We start from the raw sequence: 23175 nt of genomic DNA, 5'->3' as shown, positions 1-23175 counted from the left end.
TCAGGTCGCCGCCAGGGTCCGGGCACGGGCCCGGTCGGCGGTCGCGATGTGTCGCGCCACGTGGGCCGCGTCCCGGCCGACCCCGAGCACCATCGCGGACGAGAACGCGTACTGGAACGGCAGCCCCATGAAGTACAGCCCGGGCACCGGAGCGACGACGCCCCGGTCGGTGACGGGATAGCCGTCATCGCCCAACGGCGCCGGCTCGACCCAGCTGAAGTCGTCGCGGTAACCGGTGGCCCACACGACGGAGCGCGCCTCGGGGAGCGTGCCGTCGTCGAGCACGGGTCGACCGTCTCGGACCGCCGCCACGCGGGCCGGCGTGTGTCGCACGCCGGCGGCCGCGAGGTCTGCGAGCTTGACGCGGAGCAGCGGTGCGCCGCCGCCGCGGACCTGCGGCCGGCTTGCGACCCATGGGCGTCCGCACGGTCAGCACGTGCTGGGAGACGAACGGGAACACGTGCGCGGTGAGCGTGCCCTTGGCGCCGCGCCCGAAGGGCAGCTCTCCGCGGACCCGCCCCGACAGGGTCACGTCGCGGCCTGCCCGCGCGAAGCCTCGAGCGCGATGTCGGCGCCCGAGTGCGATGCACCGACCACCAGCACCGGGCCGGCGGGGAGCTGGGTCGGGTCGCGGTACGCCGCGGCGTGCACCTGGGCGATCCCCGGGTCGAGCGCACGCGCGAGGCCCGGTGTCCACGGGTCGCGGTGCCCGCCCGCAGCCACGACGACGGTCCGGGCGACGAGGTCGCCCGTGTCGGTCGCGACGCGGAAGCCGTCCGCGTCGCAGGAGACGCGCGACACGCGGACACCGCTCCGCACGGGCAGGTGCATCTGCGTCGCGTACCGCTCCAGGTAGTCGCCCATGTCGTGAGCGCTCGGGAACGCGTTGCCCGGGCCGTCCATCGCCAGCCCGGGCAGGCCGTCCAGCCGCGCGGGCGTGAAGAGCCGGAGAGACGAGTACCGCGCCCGCCAGACGTCGCCCACCCGGTCGCGCTCGTCGAGCACCAGGCACGGGACGCCCCGGCGCGTCAGGTGGAACGCCGTGGCGAGCCCGGCCTGCCCGGCCCCGATGATGATCGTCGACTGCTCGTCCATGATCCTGCCCTCCTCGTCGTCGTCCGTGGGATCGACGCTAGGAGGGGACGAGCGCGACGACATCGCGCGTTCTGCCCATCCGCGTCCTGTCGGCATGGGCCGTTCTGCGTAGCCGGCCGATCGCTCAGAGCACGCCGTGCTCGTAGGCCCATGCCGTGGCCGCGGCACGCGACGGGACGTCGAGCTTGGCGAAGAGGTTGGACAGGTGCCGGGCGACGGTCTTCTCGGAGAGGTGGAGCTCCGTGGCGATGGCGCGGTTGGTGCGGCCGGTGGCCGCGAGGCGCAGCACCTCGGCCTCCCGCGGGCTCAACCCGCCGGCCGGCGCGACGATCGCCGGACCCTCGAGGGCGACCAGGTCGGCGGACGCCCCGAGGCGGCGGAACGTCGAGCGCGCGGCCTCGAGCCCGAGCTCGGCCGCGGCATCGTCCCCGCGCGCCCGGTGCACCGCCGCAAGTCGCACCCGGACCCGTGCCACCTCGTAGGGGACCGTGAGCCCGAGCCAGAGGTCCAGGGCACGAAGGAGCGACCGCTCGGCGCCGCGCACGTCCCCGTCGGCGAACCGAACCATGCCGTCCGCCGTCGCAGCGATCGCCTGGAGGCACGACCCGCTCGCCGGGTCCGACGCCTGCCCGGCGAGCGTCACGACTGCTCGTCGTGCCGTCGGAAGGTCATCGACGGCGACCCCGACCTCGACGACGGCCGCGAGGAGCAGCGGGCGCGGCGGCCCGACCCTCTCCATGGCACCCCGCAGCAGTCCGAAGGCGTCGGCGGCGCGGCCCGAGGCGAACCAGGTCAAGGCGAGACCCGGCTCGGGATCGCCGCCGGCCTCGAGCGCCTGCCTGAACGCGTCCTGCGCGCGATCGAGCTTCGCCCCGGACGCGATGGACCTCGCCCTTCTGGTACCAGGCCACACCGAGGTCGCCCTGGGGCGGCGTGGACAGGGCCGCGACGGCGAGGTCGGCCTCGAGCAGCGCCTGGTCCCACGCATCGGTCTCGAGCAGCACCTGGGAGCGGTGCACCCGGCAGGTGCCGCGGAAGGGGACCAGCTGCGGCTGACGTTCGCACCACGCGTCCAGGGCGAAGGTCCACTCGCGCGCACGCCGGACGTCGAGCGCCTCGCGGCACATCCGCACGACGACGCAGTAGATGACGCCGGCGACCACCGGGGACACCCGGCCGCCGGTCACCCCGACCATGACGTCGTCGAGCTCGTCGAGACCCTCGGTGACCTGACCGGTCATCAGCCGGACGTACCCCAGGCTCATCCGCGCGAGCGCGACGAGATCGGCGTCGTCGACCTGCTCGCCGACCTCCTCGGCCAGCCGGAACTGGGTGAGTGCGCCGGCGGCGTCACCCGCCTCGCCCGCGCGCCGACCCCTCGGCACCCCGAGATAGCCACGGACGACGTGCCCCAGCTCGGGATCGGCGGCCAGTCGCGCGCCGCGAGCCATCCAGCCGGCGAGAGCCGCGTCCCGGCCGCGGTTCGACAGGTTGAGGCCGGCGCGCAGCAGGCACTGACCCGCACGAGCGGCGTCGCGATCGTCGACGAAACGGTCGAAGGCGTTCGCCAGCAGGTCGCAGCCCTCGTCGTCCCGACCACTCAGGATCGCCGCGGACGACCACGCGAGCAGATCCGCGCCATCCAGCCGAACGGATGTGGACGCCAGGGCGAAGGCGTCGTACGCCCCCGACCACGCGCCCGCGGCGGCAGCAGCGTGCGCCTGCGCGAGCTCGGTGCCGTCCGCCATCGCCCGCTCCTCGCTGCACGGCCGCCGTGCCGCCATGGCCGCCCACGCTACGCCCGCGCCGGCCTGCGCCCCGACCCGATTCGCCCGGATCGACCCGCCCGCGTTGCCGTTCACCTGGTCGCTCGCTAGTTTCGTCGTAAAGGTCCGCGCGTTCATGACGTGCAGGATCGCCGGCCCAAGGACGAAAAGGTGACGCGCGTGGCTCTTCCTCCGCTGACTCCCGAACAACGAGCGGCAGCGCTCCAGAAGGCCGCTGCCGCACGGCAAGCACGTGCCGAGGTCAAGAACCGCCTCAAGTACTCCCAGGGCACGCTCTCCGAGGTGATCGCGCAGGGACAGAAGGACGAGACGATCGGCAAGCTCAAGGTGCTGGCGCTCCTCGAGTCGCTGCCTGGCGTGGGGAAGGTCAAGGCGCGTGCGATCATCTCCGAGATCGGAATCTCCGAGACGCGGCGCGTCCGTGGCCTCGGCCCGCACCAGGTGAAGGCGCTCGTCGACCGGTTCGGGTGACGCGTCCACCGGGTCGCGTGTCTTCCGTCGTGACCCGGACCCCTGCCCGAGGAGTGCTGCACCACCCATGACGACGACGCCCGCCCGGCTGACCGTTCTCGCCGGACCGACCGCCGTCGGCAAGGGGACCGTGTCCGCCGACGTCCGGTCCCGCTATCCCGAGGTCTGGCTCTCGGTGTCCGCGACGACGCGGTCACCCAGGCCCGGCGAGGTGGACGGCGTGCACTACGTGTTCCTCTCGGGTGACGAGTTCGACCGGATGGTGGCCCAGGGCGACTTCCTGGAGTGGGCCGTCGTGCACAGCCGGAACAAGTACGGCACACCGCGCCGGCCGGTCGAGGAGAGACTGGCGGCGGGGGAGCCCGCACTGCTCGAGATCGACCTGCAGGGCGCGCGCCAGGTGCGGGCGTCGATGCCGGACGCGCACTTCGTCTTCCTCGCACCGCCGTCGTTCGACGAGCTCGAGCGGCGGCTGGTGGGGCGGGGCACCGAGGGGGCCGAGGAGCGGGAACGGCGCCTGGCGACGGCGCGGGTGGAGCTCGCGGCGGCCGCGGAGTTCGACCAGATCATCGTCAACGACGACGTGCACCGGGCGACCGACGAGCTGGTCCACGGGATGGGCATCGCGACCAGGTAGGATGGAGGGCAGTCCAACCTCTTTCACCTCGGGAGATCAACGTGTCCGGAACCGTCGCAGCCCCTACCGGCATCACCGACCCCCCCATCGACCGCCTGCTCGAGCGCGCCGACTCCAAGTACGCCCTCGTGCTCTACTCGGCCAAGCGCGCGCGTCAGATCAACGCGTACTACTCGCAGCTGAACGAGGGTCTGCTCGAGTACGTCGGCCCGCTGGTGGACACCCGCCCGCAGGAGAAGCCGCTCTCGATCGCGATGCGCGAGATCGACGCCGGCCTGCTGACCTCCGAGGCCACCGAGGGCTGACCTGCCCCATGCGCATCGTCCTCGGTGTCGCGGGCGGGATCGCCGCCTACAAGTCGGTGCTGCTCCTGCGGCTGCTGCGGGAGGCGGGCCACGAGGTCCGCGTCGTGCCCACGCGGGCGGCGCTGGAGTTCGTCGGCCGAGCCACCTGGGAGGCCCTCTCGGGGCAACCGGTGACCACCGACGTCTTCGAGGACGTCGACCAGGTCGCCCACGTGGCCGTGGGCAAGTCCGCCGAGCTGGTAGTGGTCGCGCCTGCCACGGCGGACCTGCTCGCGCGGGCCGCGACCGGTCAGGCCGACGACCTGCTGACCGCCACGCTGCTGGTCGCCCGGTGCCCGGTCCTGCTGGCGCCCGCGATGCACACCGAGATGTGGGAGCACCCGGCCACCGTCGCCAACGTCGCGACGCTGCGGTCGCGGGGCGTGCACGTGCTCGACCCGGAAGCAGGCCGGCTGACGGGTGCCGACACGGGCCCGGGCCGGCTGCCCGAGCCCGAGGCGATCGCGCGGGCCGCGCTGGCCCTCGTCGCCACCCGTCCGCAGGACCTGACCGGCCGCCACGTCGTCATCTCGGCCGGGGGCACCCGCGAGCCGCTGGACCCGGTCCGGTTCCTCGGCAACCGGTCGTCCGGCCGGCAGGGTGTCGCGCTCGCGCGCGCCGCCCGGGACCGCGGCGCCCGCGTGACGCTGGTCGCAGCGAACCTCACGGTCGCGACACCCAGCGGGGTGGACGTCGTCCCGGCGGAGACCGGCGCCGAGCTGCGTGACGCGGTGCGCGCCGCGGCCAAGGACGCCGACGTCGTGGTCATGGCGGCCGCCGTCGCCGACTACCGGCCCCGCACGGCGGTCGAGACCAAGCTGAAGAAGAGCCCGGACGGCGTCGCGCCCGTGCTCGAGGCTCGTCGAGACGGTCGACATCCTGGCGGAGCTTCGCCCACGAGCGTCTGCGGGCCGACCAGGTCGTCGTGGGCTTCGCCGCCGAGACCGGGGACGCCGCCGGGTCGGTGCTCGAGCACGGCCGGGCGAAGGCGCTACGCAAGGGGGCGGACCTGCTCGTCGTGAACGCGGTGGGCGGCGGGCGCGGGTTCGGTACGGACGCCAACGACGTCACGATCCTGGACGGTCGAGGTGTGGTCGTCGCGACGTCGTCGGGCACCAAGGACGTCGTCGCGCACGCCATCTGGGATGCGGTCCTCCTCCGGTTCTGACGCAACGATCCGATCGTCGCCCACTACGCTGTCGGCCATGACCGAGCCTGCGCTGCGCCTGTTCACGTCCGAATCCGTCACCGAGGGCCACCCGGACAAGGTGTGCGACCAGATCTCCGACGCGATCCTGGACGCCATCCTGGAGCAGGACCCGCAGGCGCGCGTCGCGGTGGAGACGATGGTCACCACCGGCCTGGTGCACGTCGCCGGCGAGGTCACCACGAGCGCGTACGTCGAGATCCCGCAGATCGTCCGCCAGGTGGTCAAGGGCATCGGCTACACGTCGTCGCACATCGGCTTCGACGGCGACTCGTGCGGCATCTCGGTCTCGATCGGGCAGCAGTCGCCGGACATCGCCGCCGGCGTCGACAAGGCGATCGAGGTGCGTGACGACTCCTCGGACATCGACCCGCTCGACCTGCAGGGCGCGGGCGACCAGGGCCTCATGTTCGGCTACGCGACCGACGAGACCCCGTCGCTCCTGCCGCTGCCGATCTGGCTCGCCCACCGCCTGGCGGAGCGCCTGACCCTGGTCCGCAAGGAAGGCATCGTGCCCGGCCTGCGACCCGACGGGAAGACGCAGGTCACCATCGGCTACGACGGCGACCGGGCGGTCAGGCTCGACACGGTGGTGCTCTCGACGCAGCACGACCCGGACGTCGTGCTGGAGACGCAGCTGCGTCCGGCGATCGCGGAGCACGTGGTCGCGCCCGTGCTCGAGGGCCTGGGGCTCGACACCTCCGACTACCGCCTGCTGGTGAACCCGACGGGCGTGTTCGTCGTGGGCGGTCCGCAGGGCGACGCCGGCCTCACGGGTCGCAAGATCATCGTCGACACCTACGGCGGCATCGCGCGCCATGGCGGCGGCGCGTTCTCCGGCAAGGACCCGTCCAAGGTCGACCGCTCCGCCGCGTACGCGATGCGCTGGGTGGCCAAGAACGTCGTCGCCGCGGGCCTGGCCCGCCGCTGCGAGGTGCAGATCGCCTACGCGATCGGCAAGGCCAACCCGGTCGGCTTGTACGTGGAGACGTTCGGCACCGAGACCGTGCCCGTCGACCGCCTGACCGGAGCGATCCGCCAGGTGTTCGACCTGCGACCGGCTGCCATCGTGCGAGACCTCGACCTGCTGCGCCCGATCTACCAGAAGACCGCCGCGTACGGGCACTTCGGCCGCGAGCTGCCCGATTTCACCTGGGAGCGGACCGACCGCGTGGCGGCCCTCCAGGCGGCGATCGGCTGACGAGCCTGTGGATGCCCGCGCCCCGTCGTGGGTCGCGGGTGATGGGATGAGCCCGTGGACGTGAGCGCGGACGGCGAGCAGATGGTGCTCGACGGCTTGCCACGGCCGCGACGCCGGGCCCGCCCGGCGCCCGCGGGCGTCGTGGCCGCGGAGGTGCTGCCCGTGGCACGGGTCTGCATCGACCTGCCGCCCGCCCACCTGGACCGTCTGTTCGAGTACCTCGTGCCGGCCGCGCTGGCCGAGACGGCCGTCCCGGGCACCCGCGTCAAGGTGCGGTTCGGCGGTCAGGACGTCAACGGCTACGTGCTGGAGCGCGTGCCCGAGGCGGAGCATGACGGCGTCCTGGCGCCGCTGCGCAAGGTCGTCTCGACCGAGCCCGTGCTCGCGGCGCCCGTCGCGCGACTGGCGCGGGCGGTCGCCGACCGGTGGGCCGGCACCCTCGCCGACGTCCTGCGGCTCGCGGTGCCCGCCCGGCATGCCCGCGTCGAGGCGGAGGACCCGGGCGCCCCCGACCCTGCGGCCGTGCCCGTCGCCTCGGCCACCGCGTGGGCGGCCTATCGCGGCGGTCCGGCGTTCCTGGCGCACCTGACCGCCCGCGGCGCGCCCCGCGCCGTGTGGTCGGCACTCCCGGGCGTCGCGGGCGAGCGCTGGCCGGAGGCGATCGCCCAGGCTGTGGCCGCGTGCGTGCTCGGCGGTCGTGGTGCGCTCGTCGTCGTGCCCGACGCGCGCGACATCGACCGGGTGCTCGAGGCCCTGGCGGGCGCCGGGATCCCGCGCTGGGTGCCCGGCACGGCCGGGGGTGCGGTACGGCTGGCCGCCGACGACGGTCCGGCGGCGCGCTACCGGTCGTTCCTGGCGGCGCTGCGGGGCCGCGCGGACGTGGTCGTCGGCACCCGCGCCTCGGCGTTCGCGCCCGTCCGTGACCTCGGCCTCGCGGTCGTGTGGGACGACGGTGACCCGCTCCACGCGGAGCCGCGGGCGCCCTATCCGCACGTGCGGGAGGTCCTGGCCCTGCGCTCGGGCTTCGAGTCCTGCGCCCTGCTGATCGCGGCGCACGGCCGGAGCGTCGAGGCGCAGGCCCTGGTCGAGAGCGGCTGGGCGCGCGAGGTGGCCGCGGACCGCCCCACCACCCGCGCCCGGGCGCCCCGGGTGCAGGCGCTGACGTCGGTCGAGCTGGCGCGGGAGGGGCCGGCCGCGGCCGCCCGGTTGCCCGCACCGGCGTGGCGGACCGTCCGCGACCGGCTGGCCGACGGTCCCGTTCTCGTGCAGGTGCCGCGCGCCGGCTACCTGCCCGCAGTCGCGTGCGGACGGTGCCGGGCGGCCGCGCGGTGCGGGGTCTGTCATGGGCCGCTCGGCCTGGCGTCCGCGTCGGCCGTGCCCACGTGCGGGTGGTGCGGGCGGCTGGCCACCGACTGGCGCTGCACCGAGTGCGGGTCGCCGGCGTTGCGCTCGGTGCGTGTCGGGTCCGAGCGCACCGCCGAGGAGCTCGGGCGCGCGTTCCCGGGCGTGCCCGTGCGCGTGTCCGGCGCGCGGGCTGCCGGCGGCGTCCTGGCGAGCGTGCCTGACGTGCCGGCCGTCGTCGTCTCGACACCCGGCGCGGAACCGGTGGCGCCCGGTGGGTACGCGGCGGCCCTGCTGCTCGACGCCTCCGTGAGCACGGCCGGCGCAGCGCTGCGGACCGGTGAGGACGCGTTGCGCCGGTGGCTCGCGGCCGCCGCCCTGGTGCGCCCGGCGACGGACGGGGGGGTGGTCCTGCTCGTCGGCGACGCCGAGGAGCGCGCGACCCAGGCACTGGTCCGCTGGGACCCGGCCGGGTACGCGTCGCGTGAGCTCGGCGAGCGCGCGGCCCTCGCGCTGCCACCGATCGTCCGGATCGCGTCGGTCACCGGCCCCCGGGACGCCGTCGACACGCTCGTCGGCCGGCTCGACGTCCCGCAGCTCGAGGTGCTGGGACCCGTGCCGGTCGACTCGCGGACCGAGGCCCTGGAGCAGGAGGTCCGCGCCCTGGTCCGCGTGCCGCGCACGCAGGGTGCCGCGCTCGCCCGGTCGCTGGCCGCGTCGCAGGCGGTCCGGAGCGCGCGACGCGAGGGCGGCACCGTGCGGGTCCAGCTCGACCCGGCGGACCTGGGGTGAGCGTCGACACGGTGGTCTTCGACCTGGGCCAGGTGCTCGTGCGCTGGGACCCGTACGGACCGTTCGTCGGCCGGATGGACGTGGGCTCCGTCGAGGAGTTCTTCGCGGAGGTCGACTTCCCGTCCTTCAACCACCACCAGGACGCCGGCCGACCGTGGGCACAGGCGAAGGCCGAGGTCCGGGCCCGCTTCCCGCAGCACGAGGCCGCCCTCGACGTCTACGTCGACCACTTCGCCGACGCGCTGCCCGGCCCGGTGCCGGGCTCCGAGCGGCTCGTGCGCGACCTCGTCGCCGCGGGCGTCCGCACGCTCGGCCTGACCAACTGGTCATCCGAGACCTTCCACCTGGCCGAGCCGGCGGCACCCGCGATCGGGCTGCTGGAAGACGTCCTGGTCTCCGGGACCGTCGGGCTGGCCAAGCCCGACGAACGGATCTTCCGGCTGCTGGTCGACCGCTTCGACCTCGATCCGGCATCGACGGTCTTCACCGACGACTCGGCCCCGAACGTCGCCGCCGCCGCGGGGATCGGCCTGCAGGGCGTCCTGTTCACCACGGCGGACGACCTGCGCGCGTGGCTGCTCGCGCACGGGGTGCCGCTGCCGCGCACCTAGGATCGACGCCATGCGACTGCTCTTCGCCGGAACTCCCGCGGCCGCGGTGCCGTCGCTCGAGGCCGTCCTGGCGTCCCGCCACGAGGTGGTCGCCGTCCTGACCCGTCCCGACGCCCGGTCGGGTCGGGGCCGGACGTCCGGCGTGAGTGCCGTGAAGGCCCGTGCGCTGGAGGCGGGGCTGGAGGTGCTCACCCCCGACCGGCCGCGCGACGAGGCGTTCCAGGCCCGGTTGGCCGAGCTGGCGGTCGACGCGGCGCCGGTGGTGGCCTACGGGGCTCTCATCCCTCCCGCGCTGCTCGACGTGCCGGTGCACGGCTGGGTCAATCTGCACTTCTCGGTGCTGCCCGCGTGGCGTGGCGCGGCACCCGTGCAGCACGCGCTGATCGCCGGGGACGAGGTCACGGGAGCATCCACGTTCCGCCTCGAGGCCGGTCTGGACACGGGGCCGGTCTACGGCTTTCTCACGGAGACGATCCGCCCGCGGGACACGGCCGGGGACCTGCTCGCGCGGCTGGCCGTCGCGGGTGCCGGGCTCCTGGTGCAGACGCTGGACGCGATCGAGGACGGGATCCTGAGCCCGGTCGAGCAGAGCACCGACGGCGTGAGCCACGCGCCGAAGCTGGAGACGCGGGACGCGCAGGTCCGCTGGTCGCATCCGCCGCACGCCGTCGACCGTCGGATCCGCGGCTGCACGCCCGCGCCCGGCGCGTGGACCACCCTGCCCGACGGCTCGCGCCTCGGCCTGAGTCCCGTCGTCGGCGTCCCGGACGTCAACGATCTCTCCCCGGGCGAGGTCAGGGCGGGCAAGCGCGACGTGCTCGTCGGCACGGCGGGGCACGCCGTCCGCCTGGGCGACGTCACGCCGCAGGGCAAGCGCCCGATGGCCGCGGCCGACTGGGCCCGCGGTGCGCGGCTCGAGGACGCGATCGTGCTGGGCGGCGCGGCATGACCGCCGACGACCGCCGCGACGCGACCGGCCGGCAGCGCGGGGCGGCTCGCGCGCAGGGTCGCACGCAGCGCTCGTCGTCGGCACCGTCGCGGCGCCGCAAGGGCAGCGACGCGGCCCGCACGGCCGCGTACGACGTCCTGCGCGCCGTGGCCGGCACCGACTCCTACGCGAACCTCGTGCTCCCGCCGCTGCTGCGCGAACGCCGGCTCGACGCGCGCGACGCCGCGTTCGCCACCGAGCTGGCCTACGGGACGCTGCGGCTGCAGGGCAGGTACGACGCGATCATCACGCTCGCCGCCGCCCGCCCGACCGACAAGATCGACCCGCCCGTGCTCGACGTCCTGCGGCTCGGCGTGCACCAGCTGCTCGGCATGCGCGTGCCCGCCCACGCCGCGGTCTCCGAGACCGTCGGGCTGGCCCGGGAGCAGCTGGGCACGGGGGCGTCCCAGTTCGTCAACGCGGTGCTGCGCGCGATCGGGCGCGAGCCGCTCGACGTCTGGGAGGAGCGCATCACCGAGGGCGTCGACGAGCTCGAGGCGCTCGCCGCGGTGCAGAGCCATCCGGTCTGGGTCGTGCGCGCGCTGCGCGAGGCTCTGGTGGGGCACGGCCGGTCCGCCGGCGAGACTCGAGGAGCTGCTCGTCGCCGACAACGTGGCACCGCACGTCACGGTGGTGGCGCGGCCCGGACTCGCGGGCGCCGACGAGGTCCTCGCCGACGCGACCGGCTCCTCGCGCGGCACGCTCACACCGACCGCGGTGGTGCTGGCCGGCGGCGACCCGGCAGCGCTGACGAGCGTCCGTGACGGCCGCTCCGGGGTCCAGGACGAGGGCAGCCAGCTGGTCGCCCTCGCGCTCACCGCGGTGCCGCTCGAGGGTCGCGACGAACGGTGGCTCGACCTGTGCGCGGGACCCGGCGGGAAGGCGGCGCTGCTCGCGGCGGTCGCGGGGGAGCGCGGGGCGCGCATCGTGGCCAACGAGCTGCAGCCGCACCGCACGCAGCTGGTCGAGCAGGCGTTGCGGGCGGTGCCCGCGGACGCCGTCGAGGACGTGCGCACCGGCGACGGACGACGGTTGGGTGCTGACGAGCCGTCGTCGTTCGACCGGGTGATGGTCGACGCGCCGTGCACCGGCCTGGGAGCCCTGCGTCGCCGCCCGGAGGCACGCTGGCGGCGCAGCCCGGCCGACCTGCCCGTGCTCGGCGCCCTGCAGCGGGAGCTGCTGCTCTCGGCGCTGCATGCCGTGCGTCCCGGGGGCGTCGTCGCCTACGTGACGTGCTCGCCGCACCTCGTCGAGACCCAGCTCGTGGTCAAGGACGGCCTGCGTGCGGCGGCTCGCGAGGGGCTGAGCATCGAGGTGCTCGACGCCCAGGCCGTGGTGCGCTCGATCGCGTCCGGGGAGGTCGACCTGCCCGCGGGACGGCTCGACGTCCAGCTGTGGCCGCACGTGCACGGCACGGACGCGATGCACCTGACCCTGCTGCGACGCAGGTCGTAGCGCGCTGACTAGGCTGGTCGCGTGCCTGCGCTGATCAACCCGAGCATCCTGTCCGCCGACTTCGTCAACCTGCAGCGGGACCTCGCCGCGATCGCCGCCGCGGACTTCGTGCACGTCGACGTCATGGACAACCACTTCGTCCCGAACCTCACGCTCGGGCTGCCGATCGTGCACCGCATCGCGCAGGTGTCGCCGGTCCCGCTCGACGTGCACCTGATGATCGACGACGCCGACCGGTGGGCCCCCGAGTACGCGGCGGCCGGAGCCGCCTCGGTGACGTTCCACGCGGAGGCCACGCAGGCGCCCGTGCGCCTAGCGCGCCAGCTGCGGGCCAACGGCGTCCGGGCCGGCATCGCCCTGCGGCCCGCGTCGTCCGTCGAGCCCGTCCTGGACCTGCTGGACGAGTTCGACATGGTGCTGGTCATGACCGTGGAACCCGGGTTCGGCGGCCAGTCGTTCATCGAGGGCATGCTGCCCAAGATCCGACGCACCCGGCAGGCGATCGAGGAGTCCGGCGCGTCGACCTGGCTGCAGGTGGACGGTGGGGTCGCGCGCGACACGATCGGGCGCATCGCGCAGGCCGGCGCCAACGTGTTCGTCGCCGGGTCGGCGGTCTACGGGGCGGCCGACATCGGGGGCGAGATCAACGCGCTGCGGCTGCTGGCGGACGGTTCCGTCGCATGACGGGAATGCCTCGTGTGGCATGATCGTTGGCGCAGTACGAACACATACACGTGCTCCGGGGTCGGTGTAATTCCGAGCCGGCGGTGATAGTCCGCGACCCGACCGGTCCGCAAGGATCGGGCGGTTGACCTGGTGGAACTCCAGGACCGACGGTGAAAGTCCGGATGGGAGGATCACGTGGCGGCGCTGTGCGCCGTGGTAGCGGGACCCTTCCTGCCGCCCATACCCCGGAGCCATCGCGCCCGGAGGTGAGCATGTCCAGCACGGAGGTCGCGCAGGTCGCTCACGCCGAGCTGACCGCGCTGCGGCACGCGTTCGAGCTGGCCCGTCGAGGCCCGGCCGGCGGCCCGAACCCGCGTGTGGGTGCCGTCCTGCTGAGCCCCAGCGGTGACGTCATCGGCGAGGGCTGGCACCGCGGAGCAGGGACGGCGCACGCCGAGGTCGCCGCCCTCGTGGACGCGTCCGCGCGGGGCACCGACACCGTGGGCGCCACCGCGGTCGTCACGCTGGAACCCTGCAACCACACCGGCCGCACCGGGCCGTGCTCCGAGGCGCTGATCGCCGCCGGCGTCGGCCGCGTCGTCGTCTCGGTCGTCGACCCGAACCCCGTCGCCGCGGGCGGCGCCCAACGGCTGCGCGAGGCCGGCGTCGACGTGACGACGGGCGTGCTCGCCGACGAGGGTCGCGCGGTGCTCGGTGCGTGGTTGGCGTCGGTCGAGCGCGGTCGCCCGTTCGTGACGCTGAAGCTGGCGACCTCCCTGGACGGCCGGATCGCCGCCGCGGACGGGTCGAGCCGGTGGATCACGTCCGAGGTCTCGCGTCATCATGCCCACGACCTGCGGGCCGAGGTGGGCGCGATCGTGGTCGGCACGGGCACGGCGCTGGCCGACGACCCGTCGCTCACCGCGCGGAACGCCGCCGGGGAGCTGCACGGTGACCAGCCGCTGCGGGTGGTCGTCGGTCACCGGGACATTCCCACCGGGGCGCGCCTCCGGGGCCCGGGGGGCGAGCTGCTGACGGTGCGCACCCACGACCCGGCCGAGGTGCTCGCCGAGCTGACCGCGCGCGAGGTCCGGCACGTCCTCGTCGAGGGCGGCCCGACCGTCGCCGCCGCGTTCGTCCGGGCCGGGCTGGTCGACGAGGTGCACGCGTACGTGGCGCCCGTCCTGCTCGGCGCCGGCCCGCCCGCGCTGGCCGACCTGGGTATCACGTCCATCGGCGCGGCCGTCCGTCTGACCACCCGTTCGGTGCTGCCGCTCGGCCCGGACGTCCTGATCGTCGCCACACCAGAACGCGAGGAGCACTGAATGTTCACCGGAATCGTCGAAGAGGTCGGCACCGTGGAGGCCGTCGAGCAGGGGCCGCAGGACGCCCGCCTGCGCGTGCGGGGCCCGCTGGTGGTCTCGGACGCCCGTCTCGGTGACTCGATCAGCGTCTCCGGCGTCTGTCTGACGGTCACCGAGCTGCCCGGCGACGGCTCGTTCTGGGCCGACGTCATGCCCGAGACGCTGCGCCGCAGCGCCCTGGAGGACCTGGGCGTGTCCAGCTCGGTCAACCTCGAGCGCGCCCTGGCGGTCGGCGGCCGGTACGGCGGCCACGTCGTGCAGGGTCATGTCGACGGCGTCGGCACGATCCTGCGCCGCACCCCCGGACCGCGCTGGGACGACGTCGAGATCGGGCTCGCGCCCGGGCTCACGCGGTACATCGCCGAGAAGGGCTCGATCGCGGTCTCGGGGATCTCCCTGACCGTCACCCACGTCACCGACGAGTCGTTCGGTGTCTCCCTGATCCCCACCACGCTCGAGGGCACGACCCTCGGCACCCTGGCACCCGGAGCGCGCGTGAACATCGAGGTCGACGTCCTGGCCAAGTACACCGAACGCCTGCTGAGCTCGGCGGGGGTGCTGCGATGAGCGTCCGTCTGGGCACGGTCGAGGACGCGCTCGAGGCGCTGCGGCAGGGTCGTCCGGTGCTCGTCGCCGACTCCCCGGACCGCGAGAACGAGGCGGACGTCATCCTGGCGGCGCAGTCGGCGACGCCCGAGTGGATCGCGTGGACCATCCGGCACTCGTCGGGCTACCTGTGCGCGCCGATGCCCGCGTCCCGCGCGGACGCGCTCGACCTGCCGCTGATGGTGCCGCACAGCCAGGACCCTCGCCGGACGGCGTACACGGTCACCGTCGACGCGGCGACCGGCGTCAGCACGGGCATCTCGGCCGCCGACCGCGCCCGGACATTGCGCGTGCTGGCCGACCCGGCCTCAGGCCGCGAGGACCTCATCCGGCCGGGTCACGTGCTCCCGTTGCGTGCCGTTCCCGGCGGTGTCCTGCACCGCGGGGGACACACGGAGGCCGCCGTCGACCTGTGCCGCCTCGCCGGGCTGGAGCCCGTCGGCGCGATCGCCGAGCTGGTCAACGACGACGGGACGATGACCCGGCTCGACGACTCGTCGGCGCTGGCGGAGGCCGAGGGGCTCGTGCTCCTGACCATCGAGGACATCGTCGCCTGGCGGACGGCCCACGACGACGACGTGACCAGCGAGGTCGCCGTCGCGGCCCCGGCGCGCGAGCGCGTGCACGCCACGCACACCGCCTACCTGCCCACCAAGCACGGCGAGTTCCGCATCCACGGCTACCGCGACCTGCGGACCGGTGCCGAGCACGTCGCCCTTGTCCCGACGGGCGGCCTGGCCGAGCACCCGGTGGTCCGCGTGCACTCCGAGTGCCTCACGGGAGACGCGTTCGGTTCCGCCCGTTGCGACTGCGGCCCGCAGCTCGACGCGGCGCTCGAGCCGCCGCCGCGCAGGGCGGGGCGGTCGTCTACCTGCGCGGGCACGAAGGGCGGGGGATCGGGCTGCTGGCCAAGGTGGCCGCCTACGCGCTGCAGGACGCGGGCCGGGACACGGTCCAGGCCAACCTCGACCTCGGCTGGCCGGCGGACCGGCGCGAGTACGGCGCGGCCGCCGCGATCCTCACCGACCTGGGAGTCAAGCGGATCAGCCTGCTCACCAACAACCCGGCCAAGGTGGCCGGGCTGCGGGCACACGGCATCGACGTCGCAGAGATCCGCAGCCTCGAGGTCGGGCGGACGCCGCAGAACGAGGCCTACCTGCGCACCAAGGCGACGTCGATGGGCCACCTGCTGCACCTGGCGCCCGGCACCGAGCGCGACCCGATCCCCGTCGCGCCGGTGCACGCGACCCCGGCACTGCCCGGCGCGGACCACGAGGACCACGCGTTCGAGAACCTGGAGGACCTGGCATGAGCGGTGCTGGAGCACCCACCCTGACCGTCGACGGCAGCGGCTTGAAGGTCGTCGTCGTCGCCGCGAGCTGGCACACCGTCGTCATGGACGGGCTGCTCGCGGGGGCCGAGCGTGCGCTGGCGGCCGCGCACGTCGACGACGTCACGATCATCCGTGTACCCGGCACGTTCGAGCTGCCCGTGGCCGCCCGCGCGGCCGTGACCGCCGGTGCGGACGCCGTCGTCGCGCTCGGCGTGGTCATCCGCGGCGGGACACCGCACTTCGAGTACGTGTGCCAGGCGGCGACGCTCGGCCTGACCGACGTCGCGACGTCCACGGGCATCCCCGTCGGGTTCGGGGTCCTGACCTGCGACGACGAGGCCCAGGCGCTCGACCGCGCCGGCCTGGCCGGATCGCACGAGGACAAGGGCGCCGAGGCGGCGGAGGCCGCCGTGGCGACCGTGGTGGCGCTGCGAGGCCTCTGAGTGCACAACTGGCTGTTCGACGCGACGTGGACCATCGCGGGCCACCAGATCCTGTGGCGCGAGATCGTGGGCAACGGCTTCGGACTAGGGTCAGCGATCGGCGGCATGCGTCGCAAGGTCTGGGCGTGGCCGGTCGGCATCGTCGGCAACGTCCTGCTGTTCACCGTGTTCCTGGGCGGGGTGTTCCACACGCCCCAGGCTCGTGACCTGTACGGGCAGGCGGGCCGGCAGGTGTTCTTCGTCATCGTCTCGGTCTACGGCTGGGTGCGGTGGAGCCAGGCGCGGGCACGGGGTCGCGCGCACGGTGACCCCGACGCACCCGGCGTCGTCCCGCACTGGGCCGGCCGCTCCGGATGGATCCAGCTGGTGACCATCGGCGTGGTCGGCACCGTCGTGTTCGCACGCATCTTCGGGGCGCTCGGCTCCTGGGGTCCCTGGGCGGACGCCTGGATCTTCACCGGCTCGTTCCTGGCGACGTACGGCATGGCGCGCGGCTGGATCGAGTTCTGGCTGATCTGGATCGCGGTCGACGCGGTCGGTGTGCCGCTGCTGTTCTCGGCAGGCTACTACCCGTCGGCCGTCCTCTACGTCGTCTATGCCGGCGTCGTCATCTGGGGCTTCGTCGTCTGGTGGCGTCAGCGGGCGCGCGACCGGCCCGCGGACGGCGACCAGGGCCTCCCGCAGCAGCCCCTACTCTTGGCCGAGTGAAGACCTTCGACGCGCTGTTCGCCGAGCTGGCGGACAAGGCGACCACCCGCCCCGCCGGCTCCCGCACCGTCGCCGAGATCGACTCCGGCGTCCACGGCATCGGCAAGAAGGTCGTCGAGGAGGCCGCCGAGGTGTGGATGGCGGCCGAGTACGAGTCGGACGAGCGGACGGCCGAGGAGATCTCACAGCTGCTCTACCACCTCCAGGTGTTGATGATCGCGCGCGGGCTGACCCTCGCCGACGTGTACACCCACCTCTGAGAGGAACGACCGTGCTGAGGATCGCCGTCCCGAACAAGGGCTCCCTGTCGGAGCCCGCCGCCGAGATGCTCAAGGAGGCGGGCTACAAGCAGCGCCGCGACTCCCGCGAGTCGTGCTGCCCGACCCCGACAACGACGTCGAGTTCTTCTTCCTGCGCCCGCGCGACATCGCCGTGTACGTCGGCGCGGGCACCGTCGACGTCGGGATCACCGGCCGCGACCTGATGCTGGACTCGGAGTCGGCGGCCGTCGAGCACCTGCCGCTCGGGTTCGCCCGCTCGACGTTCCGGTTCGCCGGCACGGCGGGGGAGTGGACCGACGTCGCGCAGGTCGGCGGGCGACGGGTCGCGACGGCTACCCGGTGCTGGTCGGTGGCTACCTGCGCTCGCTCGGCGTCGAGCCGGCGGGCGTCGTCCGGCTGGACGGTGCCGTCGAGTCCGCGATCAAGCTCGGCGTGGCGGACGTGATCGCCGACGTCGTCGAGACCGGCACCACGCTGCGCGCGGCCGGGCTCGAGATCTTCGCCGAGCCGATCCTTCTCTCGGAGGCCGTCCTGGTCCGTCGCGCGGACGGCGTCGAACCCGCCGGGCTCGACGTGCTGACCCGCCGAATCCAGGGCGTGCTCACCGCGCGCGAGTATGTCCTCATGGACTACGACGTGCCCCTCGGGCTGGTCGACGCGGCCGTGGCGATCACGCCCGGGCTCGAGTCGCCGACGGTCTCGCCCTTGCACAACCGTGACTGGGCGGCCGTGCGCGCGATGGTCCGTCGGGACCAGACCAACCGGGTGATGGACTCCCTCTACGACGTCGGGGCGCGCGCCATCCTGGTGACGTCCATCCACGCGTGCCGACTCTGACCGTCGTGTCGTCGTCGTACCGGACGTTCCGACCCCGCGCCGCGCGGGTGGTGACGCTCGCCATGGCGGTGACCGTCCTCGTGCTGACGGCATGCCTGATCGCCTTCCTGCCGACGCTGAACCTCGGCGACCAGCTCGGGTTCGCGGTGATCGGGCTGCTGATCGCGGGGTTCTGCGTGCGCCAGGCCTCGGTGAAGGCCGAGGCCGACGACGACGGCCTGACCGTCCGGAACCTGGTGTACTCGCGGCGGCTGGAATGGGCCGAGATCGTCTCGGTGCGCTTCGGCTCCGGTCGGGCCTGGGTACAGCTCGACCTCGCCGACGGCGACACGCTCGCGGTCATGGGCATCCAGCGCGCGGACGGTGCGTACGCCGAGGCGGAGGCGCGTCGGCTCGCGACGCTCGTGGCCCAGCACACGGCCACGTCCCAGGACGACTGACAAGCCCCCGGTGAACGTCGACCACCTGCAGGCTGGGTTCGGGGTGTGCTTCGAGTGGGGTCTGCGCGGCGGCGAGGCCCTGGCACCTACGGCGGGCGTCACCGTCGTGGTCGACGTGCTGTCGTTCAGCACGACGCTGTCGGTCGCCGCCGATCTCGGCATCAGGGTCCTGCCGCACCCCGGAGGCGCCGACGACGCGGCCCGGCTCGCGGCGGACCGGTCCGCGACCCTGGCCGGGCCACGGTCCCTGAGGGCCGGACCGTCGCTCTCGCCTGCGAGCCTGCGCCGCTGGGCCGGGCCCGGCCCGCTCGTCCTCCCGTCGCCCAACGGGTCGACGATCAGTCATCGGCTGGCGGCGCTGGGCACGTCGGTCGTCGGCGCGTGCCTGCGGAACGCCGAGGCGGTGGCATCCGCGGTGGGAACCGTCGACCGGGTGCTGGTGGTCGCTGCGGGAGAGGCCTGGCCGGACGGGTCGTTGCGACCCGCGGCCGAGGACCTGTGGGGTGCGGGCGCGGTGCTCGAGCACCTGCGGGTATCGGGTGGCGTGCTCTCTCCGGAGGCATCGTCGGCTGCGGCGGCCTACCGGTCGGTGCGTGGCGTGGAACGCGAGGCGCTGCGCGCGTGCGCCAGCGGACGAGAGCGTCAGCGCCGGCTTCGGTGAGGACGTGGACATCGCGGCCGAGGTCGGTGCGAGCACCTCCGTGCCGACGCTCGTCGACGGGGTCTTCGTCAGCTGAGCAGGTCGACCGCGTGGACCCCCGCGGCTGCCGCCGCCAGGAACGAGGCCGGGTCGGCGTCCAGACCGCGCCCCATGGTCGAGAGCCGGACCGGTGATCCCGCGAGAGCGCTGAGGAGGTCGGGTCCTGCGGGCACGCGGACGAGCCGGTGCCGGGCGGAGAGTGCCGCGACCTGGTCGTCGATCCGGTGCCCGAGCCCGGCCAGGTCACCGGGCTCGAACACGGGGACGACGACGTCCGCGGCAGCGAGCGCGACCCTGCCGTAGGCGGTCAGCGAGTGGTGCGAGACGCCGAGGTGTCGCTCGCGGGCGTCGGCGCCGGAGACCCGCAGCGACGCGACGGGTCGGCCGCCGAGGGTCGCGGTGGCGTTGATCGCCTCGCCCGCAGCGACGCCCGAGAACCCCCAGCGCGTCCCCGTGCCGAGGTTGCCGGGTCCCTGGGCGACGACGACGAGATCGGCGCCCACGACGTGGTGGGCCGCGAGCAGACCGGTGTGCACGGTGACCGCCTCGAGGTCGCCCCCGAACGCCTGTCCGGTCGTCACGCAGGCGGCGAGCCACCCCGCGCTGCGCAGGCCGGCGACCGTGCGCGAGAACCATGCCGGCAGCGCGCCGCCGTCCGTCATCACGTAGGCGATCCGCGGCGGCTCGTGACCGGCCCGTGCCGACGCGAACCGGGCGCCGGCGACGATGGCCGGCAGGGCTGAGTGGAGGTCCGCGACGACCACCGGGACGTCGGCCAGGTCGTCGGCGTCGCGCAGGACCTCGTGGTGCGGGGACTCCTGGTCGTCGACGCCCAGCACCATGGCCTGCAGCGGGGTGTACCGGGCCTTGACCAGGTGACCGGGACCGTCGGGCGGATCGGTCGGCGGGGCGTCCGGGCGCGCGACGACGAGTGCGTAGCCGCCCGTGCCGAGCCCACGCGCGAGGGCGGAGACGTTCAGCAGGACGCGATCGCCGATCTCCGGCGAGCCGACGAGAGCGGGGTAGGCGAGGGCGCGCACCGGCGCGCCGGCCGTCAGGTCACCGACCGGCGACTCGAGCCGACGGTCACCTCGGCGGCGCCCGGCCACGTGGATCCGAGCGACACCACGACGCCAGCCCGCCACGTGATCACCCGACCACGCTACCGGCCACTACGGTGGTCCTCGATGCCCGCTCAGATCGCCCCTGCCGAGCGCCTGCTCAACCTCGTCATCGCCCTGGTCAACACTGCGGGCCGCATGACGAAGGAGCAGGTGCGCACGAGCGTCGCCGGGTACCAGGAGGCGCCGTCGGACGACGCCTTCGAGCGGATGTTCGAGCGCGACAAGGACACGCTGCGCGACCTGGGCATCCCGATTCTGACCATCACCGACGCGGGCCACGGCGACGACATCGGCTACCGGGTGGACCTGGACGCGTACGCGCTGCCGCCGCTCGACCTGACCGCCGCCGAGCTGGGCGTGCTGGCCATGGCGGCACAGGTGTGGCAGGACCAGGCGGTGCGGGCCGACACCTCGCGCGCGCTGACCAAGCTGCGCGCCGTCGGTGAGGGCGTCGAGTCGACGGACCTCGTCGCCGGTCTGGCCCCCCGCGTCAGGGCGGGTGGTGGCGCGTTCAGCCCGCTCGTCGACGCCGTCCAGGCGCGTCAGCCCGTGCGGTTCACCTACCGCGCCGCGACCACGGGCGAGGTCCGCGACCGGGTCGTCGAACCGTGGAGCTCCTCGCGCGCCGCGGCGGTTGGGTGCTCGTCGGCCTCGACCGGGACCGCGGCGCGAGCCGGTCCTACCGCCTCAGCCGCATCGAGGGCGCGGTGCGTCCCGCGGGGGACCCCGGGTCGTTCGACGCGCCGGCGCCCGAGGACCTCGCGGCTGCCCTGCGCACCTGGGGGTCCGGGCCGGAGTCGATCGCGACGCTCGCCGTCCTGCCCGAGCGCGCGAGCGCCCCCCGCGCCCGTGCTGTCCCCGCGCCGCCCGACGCGCCGGACTGGACCGCCGACCCGGTCACCGCCCCGCTGGTCGCCAACCGTCAGCTCGTCCACGTGCCCTTCCACGCCGAGTGGGAAGCTCGCCGAGGTCGTCGGCTACGGCGCGGCCGTCGTCGTCCTCGCCCCGCTGAGCCTGCGTCGGCACGTGCTGCACCTGCTCGCGACGGCCGCGGTCCTGGACCAGGAGGGGGTGGGCGTCGATGGCTGAGCGCGCCAGCGACCGGCTCCTGCGGATGCTCGGGATGATCACGTACCTCGACCGCCACGAGGGCGTGTCCGTCGAGAACATCGCCGCGCACTTCGGGGTGACGACGAGCCAGGTCATGTCCGACATCGACACGCTGTGGGTGACGGGCACGCCGGGGTACTACCCGCACGACCTCATCGACTTCGACGCCGCGTCCTACGAGCAGGGCGTCGTCCGCCTGACCGAGTCCCGCGGCATGACGCGGCCGCTGCGCCTGGGTGCCCGCGAGGCCGTGGCGCTCGTCGCGGCGCTGCGGGCCCTCGACGCGGCGCTCGGCTCCGCGATGGACCCCGAGCGCGCAGCGGTGCTGCGGTCCGCGCTCGGCAAGCTCATCGCTGCGACCGGCGACGCCGCCGCCGCCGTCGACGTGCGGCTCGCGGTCGACGCGGCACCCGACGTGGCCGTCGCGGTCGCGACGGCGCTGCGCGAGGGTCGTCGCCTGCACCTGCGCTACGTGAACGCGGCGGACATCACGACGGAGCGGGACGTCGACCCGATCCGGTTGGCCACCGACGACGAGCGCTCGTACCTGCTCGCCTGGTGCCTGCTCGTGGACGGCGAGCGGCTGTTCCGCATCGACCGCGTGCTCGAGGCCCATGTCCTCGACGAGCCGAGCCTGGACCACCAGGTCAGCGACCGCGCGCACCTGTTCGCCCCCGGACCCGAGGGTGAGCTGGTGACGCTGCACCTGACCAGCCGTGCACGATGGGTCGCCGAGACGGCGCCGGTCGACGCCGTGCGCAACCACGACGACGGCTCGTTCGAGATCGACCTGCGGATCGTGCAGGAGTCCTGGCTGCGCCACCTCGTGCTGCAGGTCGCGGACGACGTCCTGGACGTGCGGCCCCGCCGGGTGGCCGAAGAGGTGGCGACGTCTGCACGTGCGGCGCTGCGGGCGTACGGCGAGCTCGCCGAGTCGGGGGTCTGAGGATGCTCTGGTTCTCGGTGTGGACGGTGCTGGTGCTGGCGACGCTGGCCGGCGCGTTCTTCCTGGGCCGTCGGCTGTGGCGGTCGGGCACGGCGCTGGCGCGGGAAGCGGGCATGCCGCGGAGGTGGCCGAGCAGCTTGCCGCCCGGGTGGACGGCTTCCAGGCGGCCGCCGCCGCACTGCGCCCGGACACGGGTCCGACGCTCTTCGCGGACCCCGCGCAGATGTACGACCGGTACGCCGAGCTGCGGGTCGCGGCGGCGGGACGGCGGGTGGCGCGGTCCGACCGGCGCGAGGCGACCCGGCGGTCGTGGCGCGCCTACTGGCGTTGACCGGGACGCACCGCGGGTAGGATCGGACGGTCATCGACTCGGCGAGGGAGGGTGTGTGCCATGAGGGGCATCTTCGAAGGCTGGCACATCGTCCTGCTGCTCATCATCGTGATCGTCCTCTTCGGGGCGAAGCGGCTCCCGGACGTCGCCAAGAGCGTCGGCCAGTCGTTGAAGATCTTCAAGTCCGAGGTCAAGGACCTGCGCGACGACGAGCCGACGACGGACGCGACGCCCAACACCCCGCCGAACGCGCAGAACACGATCGCGACCCCGCCACCGGTCGTGGTGCAGCAACCGGTCGTGCCGAGCCCGGACCGGCCCGAGCCGACCGAGGGCTCCACCCCGCCGAAGGCCTGA

22 protein-coding genes, 6 pseudogenes and 1 riboswitch are annotated in these 23175 nt (G+C 74.2%); of the genes and pseudogenes, 23 read left to right on the top strand and 5 right to left on the bottom strand.

All coding sequences use genetic code 11. The features are described from left to right. The 4 genes from AC38ZX_RS10985 to AC38ZX_RS10970 all read right to left on the bottom strand — a co-directional run bounded on the left by AC38ZX_RS10985 (window position 1) and on the right by AC38ZX_RS10970 (window position 2999). Window positions 1–285, bottom strand: coding sequence for a hypothetical protein (locus AC38ZX_RS10985; RefSeq protein ID WP_491294086.1), 285 nt, complete (start codon window positions 283–285; stop codon window positions 1–3). 243 nt (window positions 286–528) lie between these two features. Further along, the gene (locus AC38ZX_RS10980) at window positions 529–1095 is read right to left on the bottom strand and encodes a flavin-containing monooxygenase (RefSeq protein WP_491294083.1); all 567 of its coding nucleotides are present in this window, start codon (window positions 1093–1095) and stop codon (window positions 529–531) included. Between the two features lie 124 nt (window positions 1096–1219). Then, window positions 1220–1738: a helix-turn-helix transcriptional regulator gene (locus AC38ZX_RS10975; RefSeq protein WP_491294080.1), complete on the bottom strand. Its 519-nt coding sequence runs from the start codon at window positions 1736–1738 to the stop codon at window positions 1220–1222. 25 nt (window positions 1739–1763) lie between these two features. Next, complete coding sequence (locus tag AC38ZX_RS10970; RefSeq protein ID WP_491294078.1) at window positions 1764–2999, bottom strand: hypothetical protein; 1236 nt, start codon at window positions 2997–2999, stop codon at window positions 1764–1766. 42 nt (window positions 3000–3041) lie between these two features. Here AC38ZX_RS10970 and mihF point away from each other — a divergent pair, with 42 nt between their 5' ends. The 19 genes and pseudogenes from mihF (at window position 3042) to AC38ZX_RS10875 (ending at window position 19268) form a co-directional block, all read left to right on the top strand. Then, a complete protein-coding gene (mihF, locus tag AC38ZX_RS10965; RefSeq protein ID WP_013771131.1) occupies window positions 3042–3353 on the top strand; it encodes an integration host factor, actinobacterial type in 312 nt (103 codons plus the stop codon). A 67-nt stretch (window positions 3354–3420) separates the two neighbouring features. Beyond that, entirely contained in the window at window positions 3421–3990 is a 570-nt protein-coding gene (gmk, locus tag AC38ZX_RS10960; protein ID WP_426592024.1) for a guanylate kinase, read from the top strand. Window positions 3991–4031: 41 nt separating this feature from the next. Then, entirely contained in the window at window positions 4032–4295 is a 264-nt protein-coding gene (rpoZ, locus tag AC38ZX_RS10955) for a DNA-directed RNA polymerase subunit omega (RefSeq protein ID WP_028046344.1), read from the top strand. An 8-nt stretch (window positions 4296–4303) separates the two neighbouring features. Beyond that, a pseudogene (gene coaBC, locus AC38ZX_RS10950) lies at window positions 4304–5502 on the top strand (bifunctional phosphopantothenoylcysteine decarboxylase/phosphopantothenate--cysteine ligase CoaBC). A 37-nt stretch (window positions 5503–5539) separates the two neighbouring features. After that, window positions 5540–6742 carry a methionine adenosyltransferase gene (gene metK / locus AC38ZX_RS10945; RefSeq protein ID WP_426592022.1) on the top strand — a complete coding sequence of 401 codons (1203 nt, stop codon included), beginning with the start codon at window positions 5540–5542 and terminating at the stop codon, window positions 6740–6742. An 81-nt stretch (window positions 6743–6823) separates the two neighbouring features. Further along, window positions 6824–8875 carry a primosomal protein N' gene (locus AC38ZX_RS10940; protein WP_491297380.1) on the top strand — a complete coding sequence of 684 codons (2052 nt, stop codon included), beginning with the start codon at window positions 6824–6826 and terminating at the stop codon, window positions 8873–8875. Further along, window positions 8872–9486, top strand: a complete 615-nt coding sequence (locus AC38ZX_RS10935; RefSeq protein WP_491294072.1) for an HAD-IA family hydrolase — start codon at window positions 8872–8874, stop codon at window positions 9484–9486. Before AC38ZX_RS10940 ends, AC38ZX_RS10935 begins: the two co-directional genes overlap by 4 nt. Window positions 9487–9496: 10 nt before the next feature. Further along, complete coding sequence (locus AC38ZX_RS10930; protein WP_491294068.1) at window positions 9497–10435, top strand: methionyl-tRNA formyltransferase; 939 nt, start codon at window positions 9497–9499, stop codon at window positions 10433–10435. Continuing rightward, window positions 10432–11929, top strand: a pseudogene (locus tag AC38ZX_RS10925) (RsmB/NOP family class I SAM-dependent RNA methyltransferase). Before AC38ZX_RS10930 ends, AC38ZX_RS10925 begins: the two are co-directional and overlap by 4 nt. Window positions 11930–11950: 21 nt before the next feature. Continuing rightward, on the top strand, window positions 11951–12613 hold the full coding sequence (gene rpe, locus AC38ZX_RS10920) for a ribulose-phosphate 3-epimerase (RefSeq protein ID WP_491294065.1): 663 nt from the start codon (window positions 11951–11953) through the stop codon (window positions 12611–12613). A gap of 47 nt (window positions 12614–12660) precedes the next feature. Continuing rightward, window positions 12661–12793, top strand: a riboswitch (FMN riboswitch). A 74-nt stretch (window positions 12794–12867) separates the two neighbouring features. Beyond that, window positions 12868–13920 (top strand): bifunctional diaminohydroxyphosphoribosylaminopyrimidine deaminase/5-amino-6-(5-phosphoribosylamino)uracil reductase RibD, encoded by a 1053-nt coding sequence (gene ribD, locus AC38ZX_RS10915; RefSeq protein ID WP_491294063.1) that lies wholly within the window; start codon window positions 12868–12870, stop codon window positions 13918–13920. Then, complete coding sequence (locus AC38ZX_RS10910; RefSeq protein WP_491294062.1) at window positions 13921–14526, top strand: riboflavin synthase; 606 nt, start codon at window positions 13921–13923, stop codon at window positions 14524–14526. Next, window positions 14523–15877 (top strand): annotated as a pseudogene (gene ribB, locus AC38ZX_RS10905) (3,4-dihydroxy-2-butanone-4-phosphate synthase). Before AC38ZX_RS10910 ends, ribB begins: the two are co-directional and overlap by 4 nt. Next, window positions 15874–16341 carry a 6,7-dimethyl-8-ribityllumazine synthase gene (gene ribH / locus AC38ZX_RS10900; protein ID WP_426592014.1) on the top strand — a complete coding sequence of 156 codons (468 nt, stop codon included), beginning with the start codon at window positions 15874–15876 and terminating at the stop codon, window positions 16339–16341. The pseudogene ribB and the gene ribH overlap by 4 nt, the downstream one beginning before the upstream one ends. Further along, a complete protein-coding gene (pnuC, locus tag AC38ZX_RS10895) occupies window positions 16342–17049 on the top strand; it encodes a nicotinamide riboside transporter PnuC (protein ID WP_491294058.1) in 708 nt (235 codons plus the stop codon). Beyond that, window positions 17046–17309 carry a phosphoribosyl-ATP diphosphatase gene (locus AC38ZX_RS10890; protein ID WP_426592012.1) on the top strand — a complete coding sequence of 88 codons (264 nt, stop codon included), beginning with the start codon at window positions 17046–17048 and terminating at the stop codon, window positions 17307–17309. The genes pnuC and AC38ZX_RS10890 overlap by 4 nt, the downstream gene beginning before the upstream one ends. 11 nt (window positions 17310–17320) lie before the next feature. Further along, window positions 17321–18167, top strand: a pseudogene (gene hisG / locus AC38ZX_RS10885) (ATP phosphoribosyltransferase). Then, window positions 18155–18607: a PH domain-containing protein gene (locus AC38ZX_RS10880; protein ID WP_426592010.1), complete on the top strand. Its 453-nt coding sequence runs from the start codon at window positions 18155–18157 to the stop codon at window positions 18605–18607. Before hisG ends, AC38ZX_RS10880 begins: the two are co-directional and overlap by 13 nt. 10 nt (window positions 18608–18617) lie before the next feature. Next, the gene (locus tag AC38ZX_RS10875) at window positions 18618–19268 is read left to right on the top strand and encodes a 2-phosphosulfolactate phosphatase (protein ID WP_491294055.1); all 651 of its coding nucleotides are present in this window, start codon (window positions 18618–18620) and stop codon (window positions 19266–19268) included. Window positions 19269–19336: 68 nt separating this feature from the next. On the opposite strand, the pseudogene AC38ZX_RS10870 reads toward AC38ZX_RS10875, so the two are convergent. Further along, window positions 19337–20460 (bottom strand): annotated as a pseudogene (locus AC38ZX_RS10870) (DUF3866 family protein). Between the two features lie 34 nt (window positions 20461–20494). Here AC38ZX_RS10870 and AC38ZX_RS10865 point away from each other — a divergent pair. From AC38ZX_RS10865 to tatA, 4 genes and pseudogenes are all read left to right on the top strand, one after another. Further along, window positions 20495–21558: pseudogene (locus AC38ZX_RS10865) on the top strand (helix-turn-helix transcriptional regulator). Next, window positions 21513–22487 carry a helix-turn-helix transcriptional regulator gene (locus AC38ZX_RS10860; protein WP_491294053.1) on the top strand — a complete coding sequence of 325 codons (975 nt, stop codon included), beginning with the start codon at window positions 21513–21515 and terminating at the stop codon, window positions 22485–22487. The pseudogene AC38ZX_RS10865 and the gene AC38ZX_RS10860 overlap by 46 nt, the downstream one beginning before the upstream one ends. A gap of 124 nt (window positions 22488–22611) precedes the next feature. Continuing rightward, window positions 22612–22818, top strand: a complete 207-nt coding sequence (locus tag AC38ZX_RS10855) for a hypothetical protein (protein WP_491294052.1) — start codon at window positions 22612–22614, stop codon at window positions 22816–22818. Window positions 22819–22878: 60 nt separating this feature from the next. Beyond that, window positions 22879–23175 carry a Sec-independent protein translocase subunit TatA gene (gene tatA, locus AC38ZX_RS10850; RefSeq protein WP_426595832.1) on the top strand — a complete coding sequence of 99 codons (297 nt, stop codon included), beginning with the start codon at window positions 22879–22881 and terminating at the stop codon, window positions 23173–23175.

This window comes from Cellulomonas sp. McL0606 (assembly GCF_058248365.1).
The sequence above is the reverse complement of the archived record's forward strand: the minus strand, read 5'-3'. Positions and strand labels throughout refer to the sequence as shown.

Excerpts from the sequence above, each read along its gene's own strand:
- AC38ZX_RS10980 (WP_491294083.1), bottom strand. The coding sequence starts at position 1,095 with ATGGACGAGCAGTCGACGATCATCATCGGGGCCGGGCAGGCCGGGCTC.
- AC38ZX_RS10970 (WP_491294078.1), bottom strand. The coding sequence starts at position 2,999 with ATGAACGCGCGGACCTTTACGACGAAACTAGCGAGCGACCAGGTGAAC.
- gmk (WP_426592024.1), top strand. The coding sequence starts at position 3,421 with ATGACGACGACGCCCGCCCGGCTGACCGTTCTCGCCGGACCGACCGCC.
- metK (WP_426592022.1), top strand. The coding sequence starts at position 5,540 with ATGACCGAGCCTGCGCTGCGCCTGTTCACGTCCGAATCCGTCACCGAG.
- AC38ZX_RS10940 (WP_491297380.1), top strand. The coding sequence starts at position 6,824 with ATGGTGCTCGACGGCTTGCCACGGCCGCGACGCCGGGCCCGCCCGGCG.
- AC38ZX_RS10930 (WP_491294068.1), top strand. The coding sequence starts at position 9,497 with ATGCGACTGCTCTTCGCCGGAACTCCCGCGGCCGCGGTGCCGTCGCTC.
- ribD (WP_491294063.1), top strand. The coding sequence starts at position 12,868 with ATGTCCAGCACGGAGGTCGCGCAGGTCGCTCACGCCGAGCTGACCGCG.
- AC38ZX_RS10910 (WP_491294062.1), top strand. The coding sequence starts at position 13,921 with ATGTTCACCGGAATCGTCGAAGAGGTCGGCACCGTGGAGGCCGTCGAG.
- ribH (WP_426592014.1), top strand. The coding sequence starts at position 15,874 with ATGAGCGGTGCTGGAGCACCCACCCTGACCGTCGACGGCAGCGGCTTG.
- AC38ZX_RS10860 (WP_491294053.1), top strand. The coding sequence starts at position 21,513 with ATGGCTGAGCGCGCCAGCGACCGGCTCCTGCGGATGCTCGGGATGATC.
- tatA (WP_426595832.1), top strand. The coding sequence starts at position 22,879 with ATGAGGGGCATCTTCGAAGGCTGGCACATCGTCCTGCTGCTCATCATC.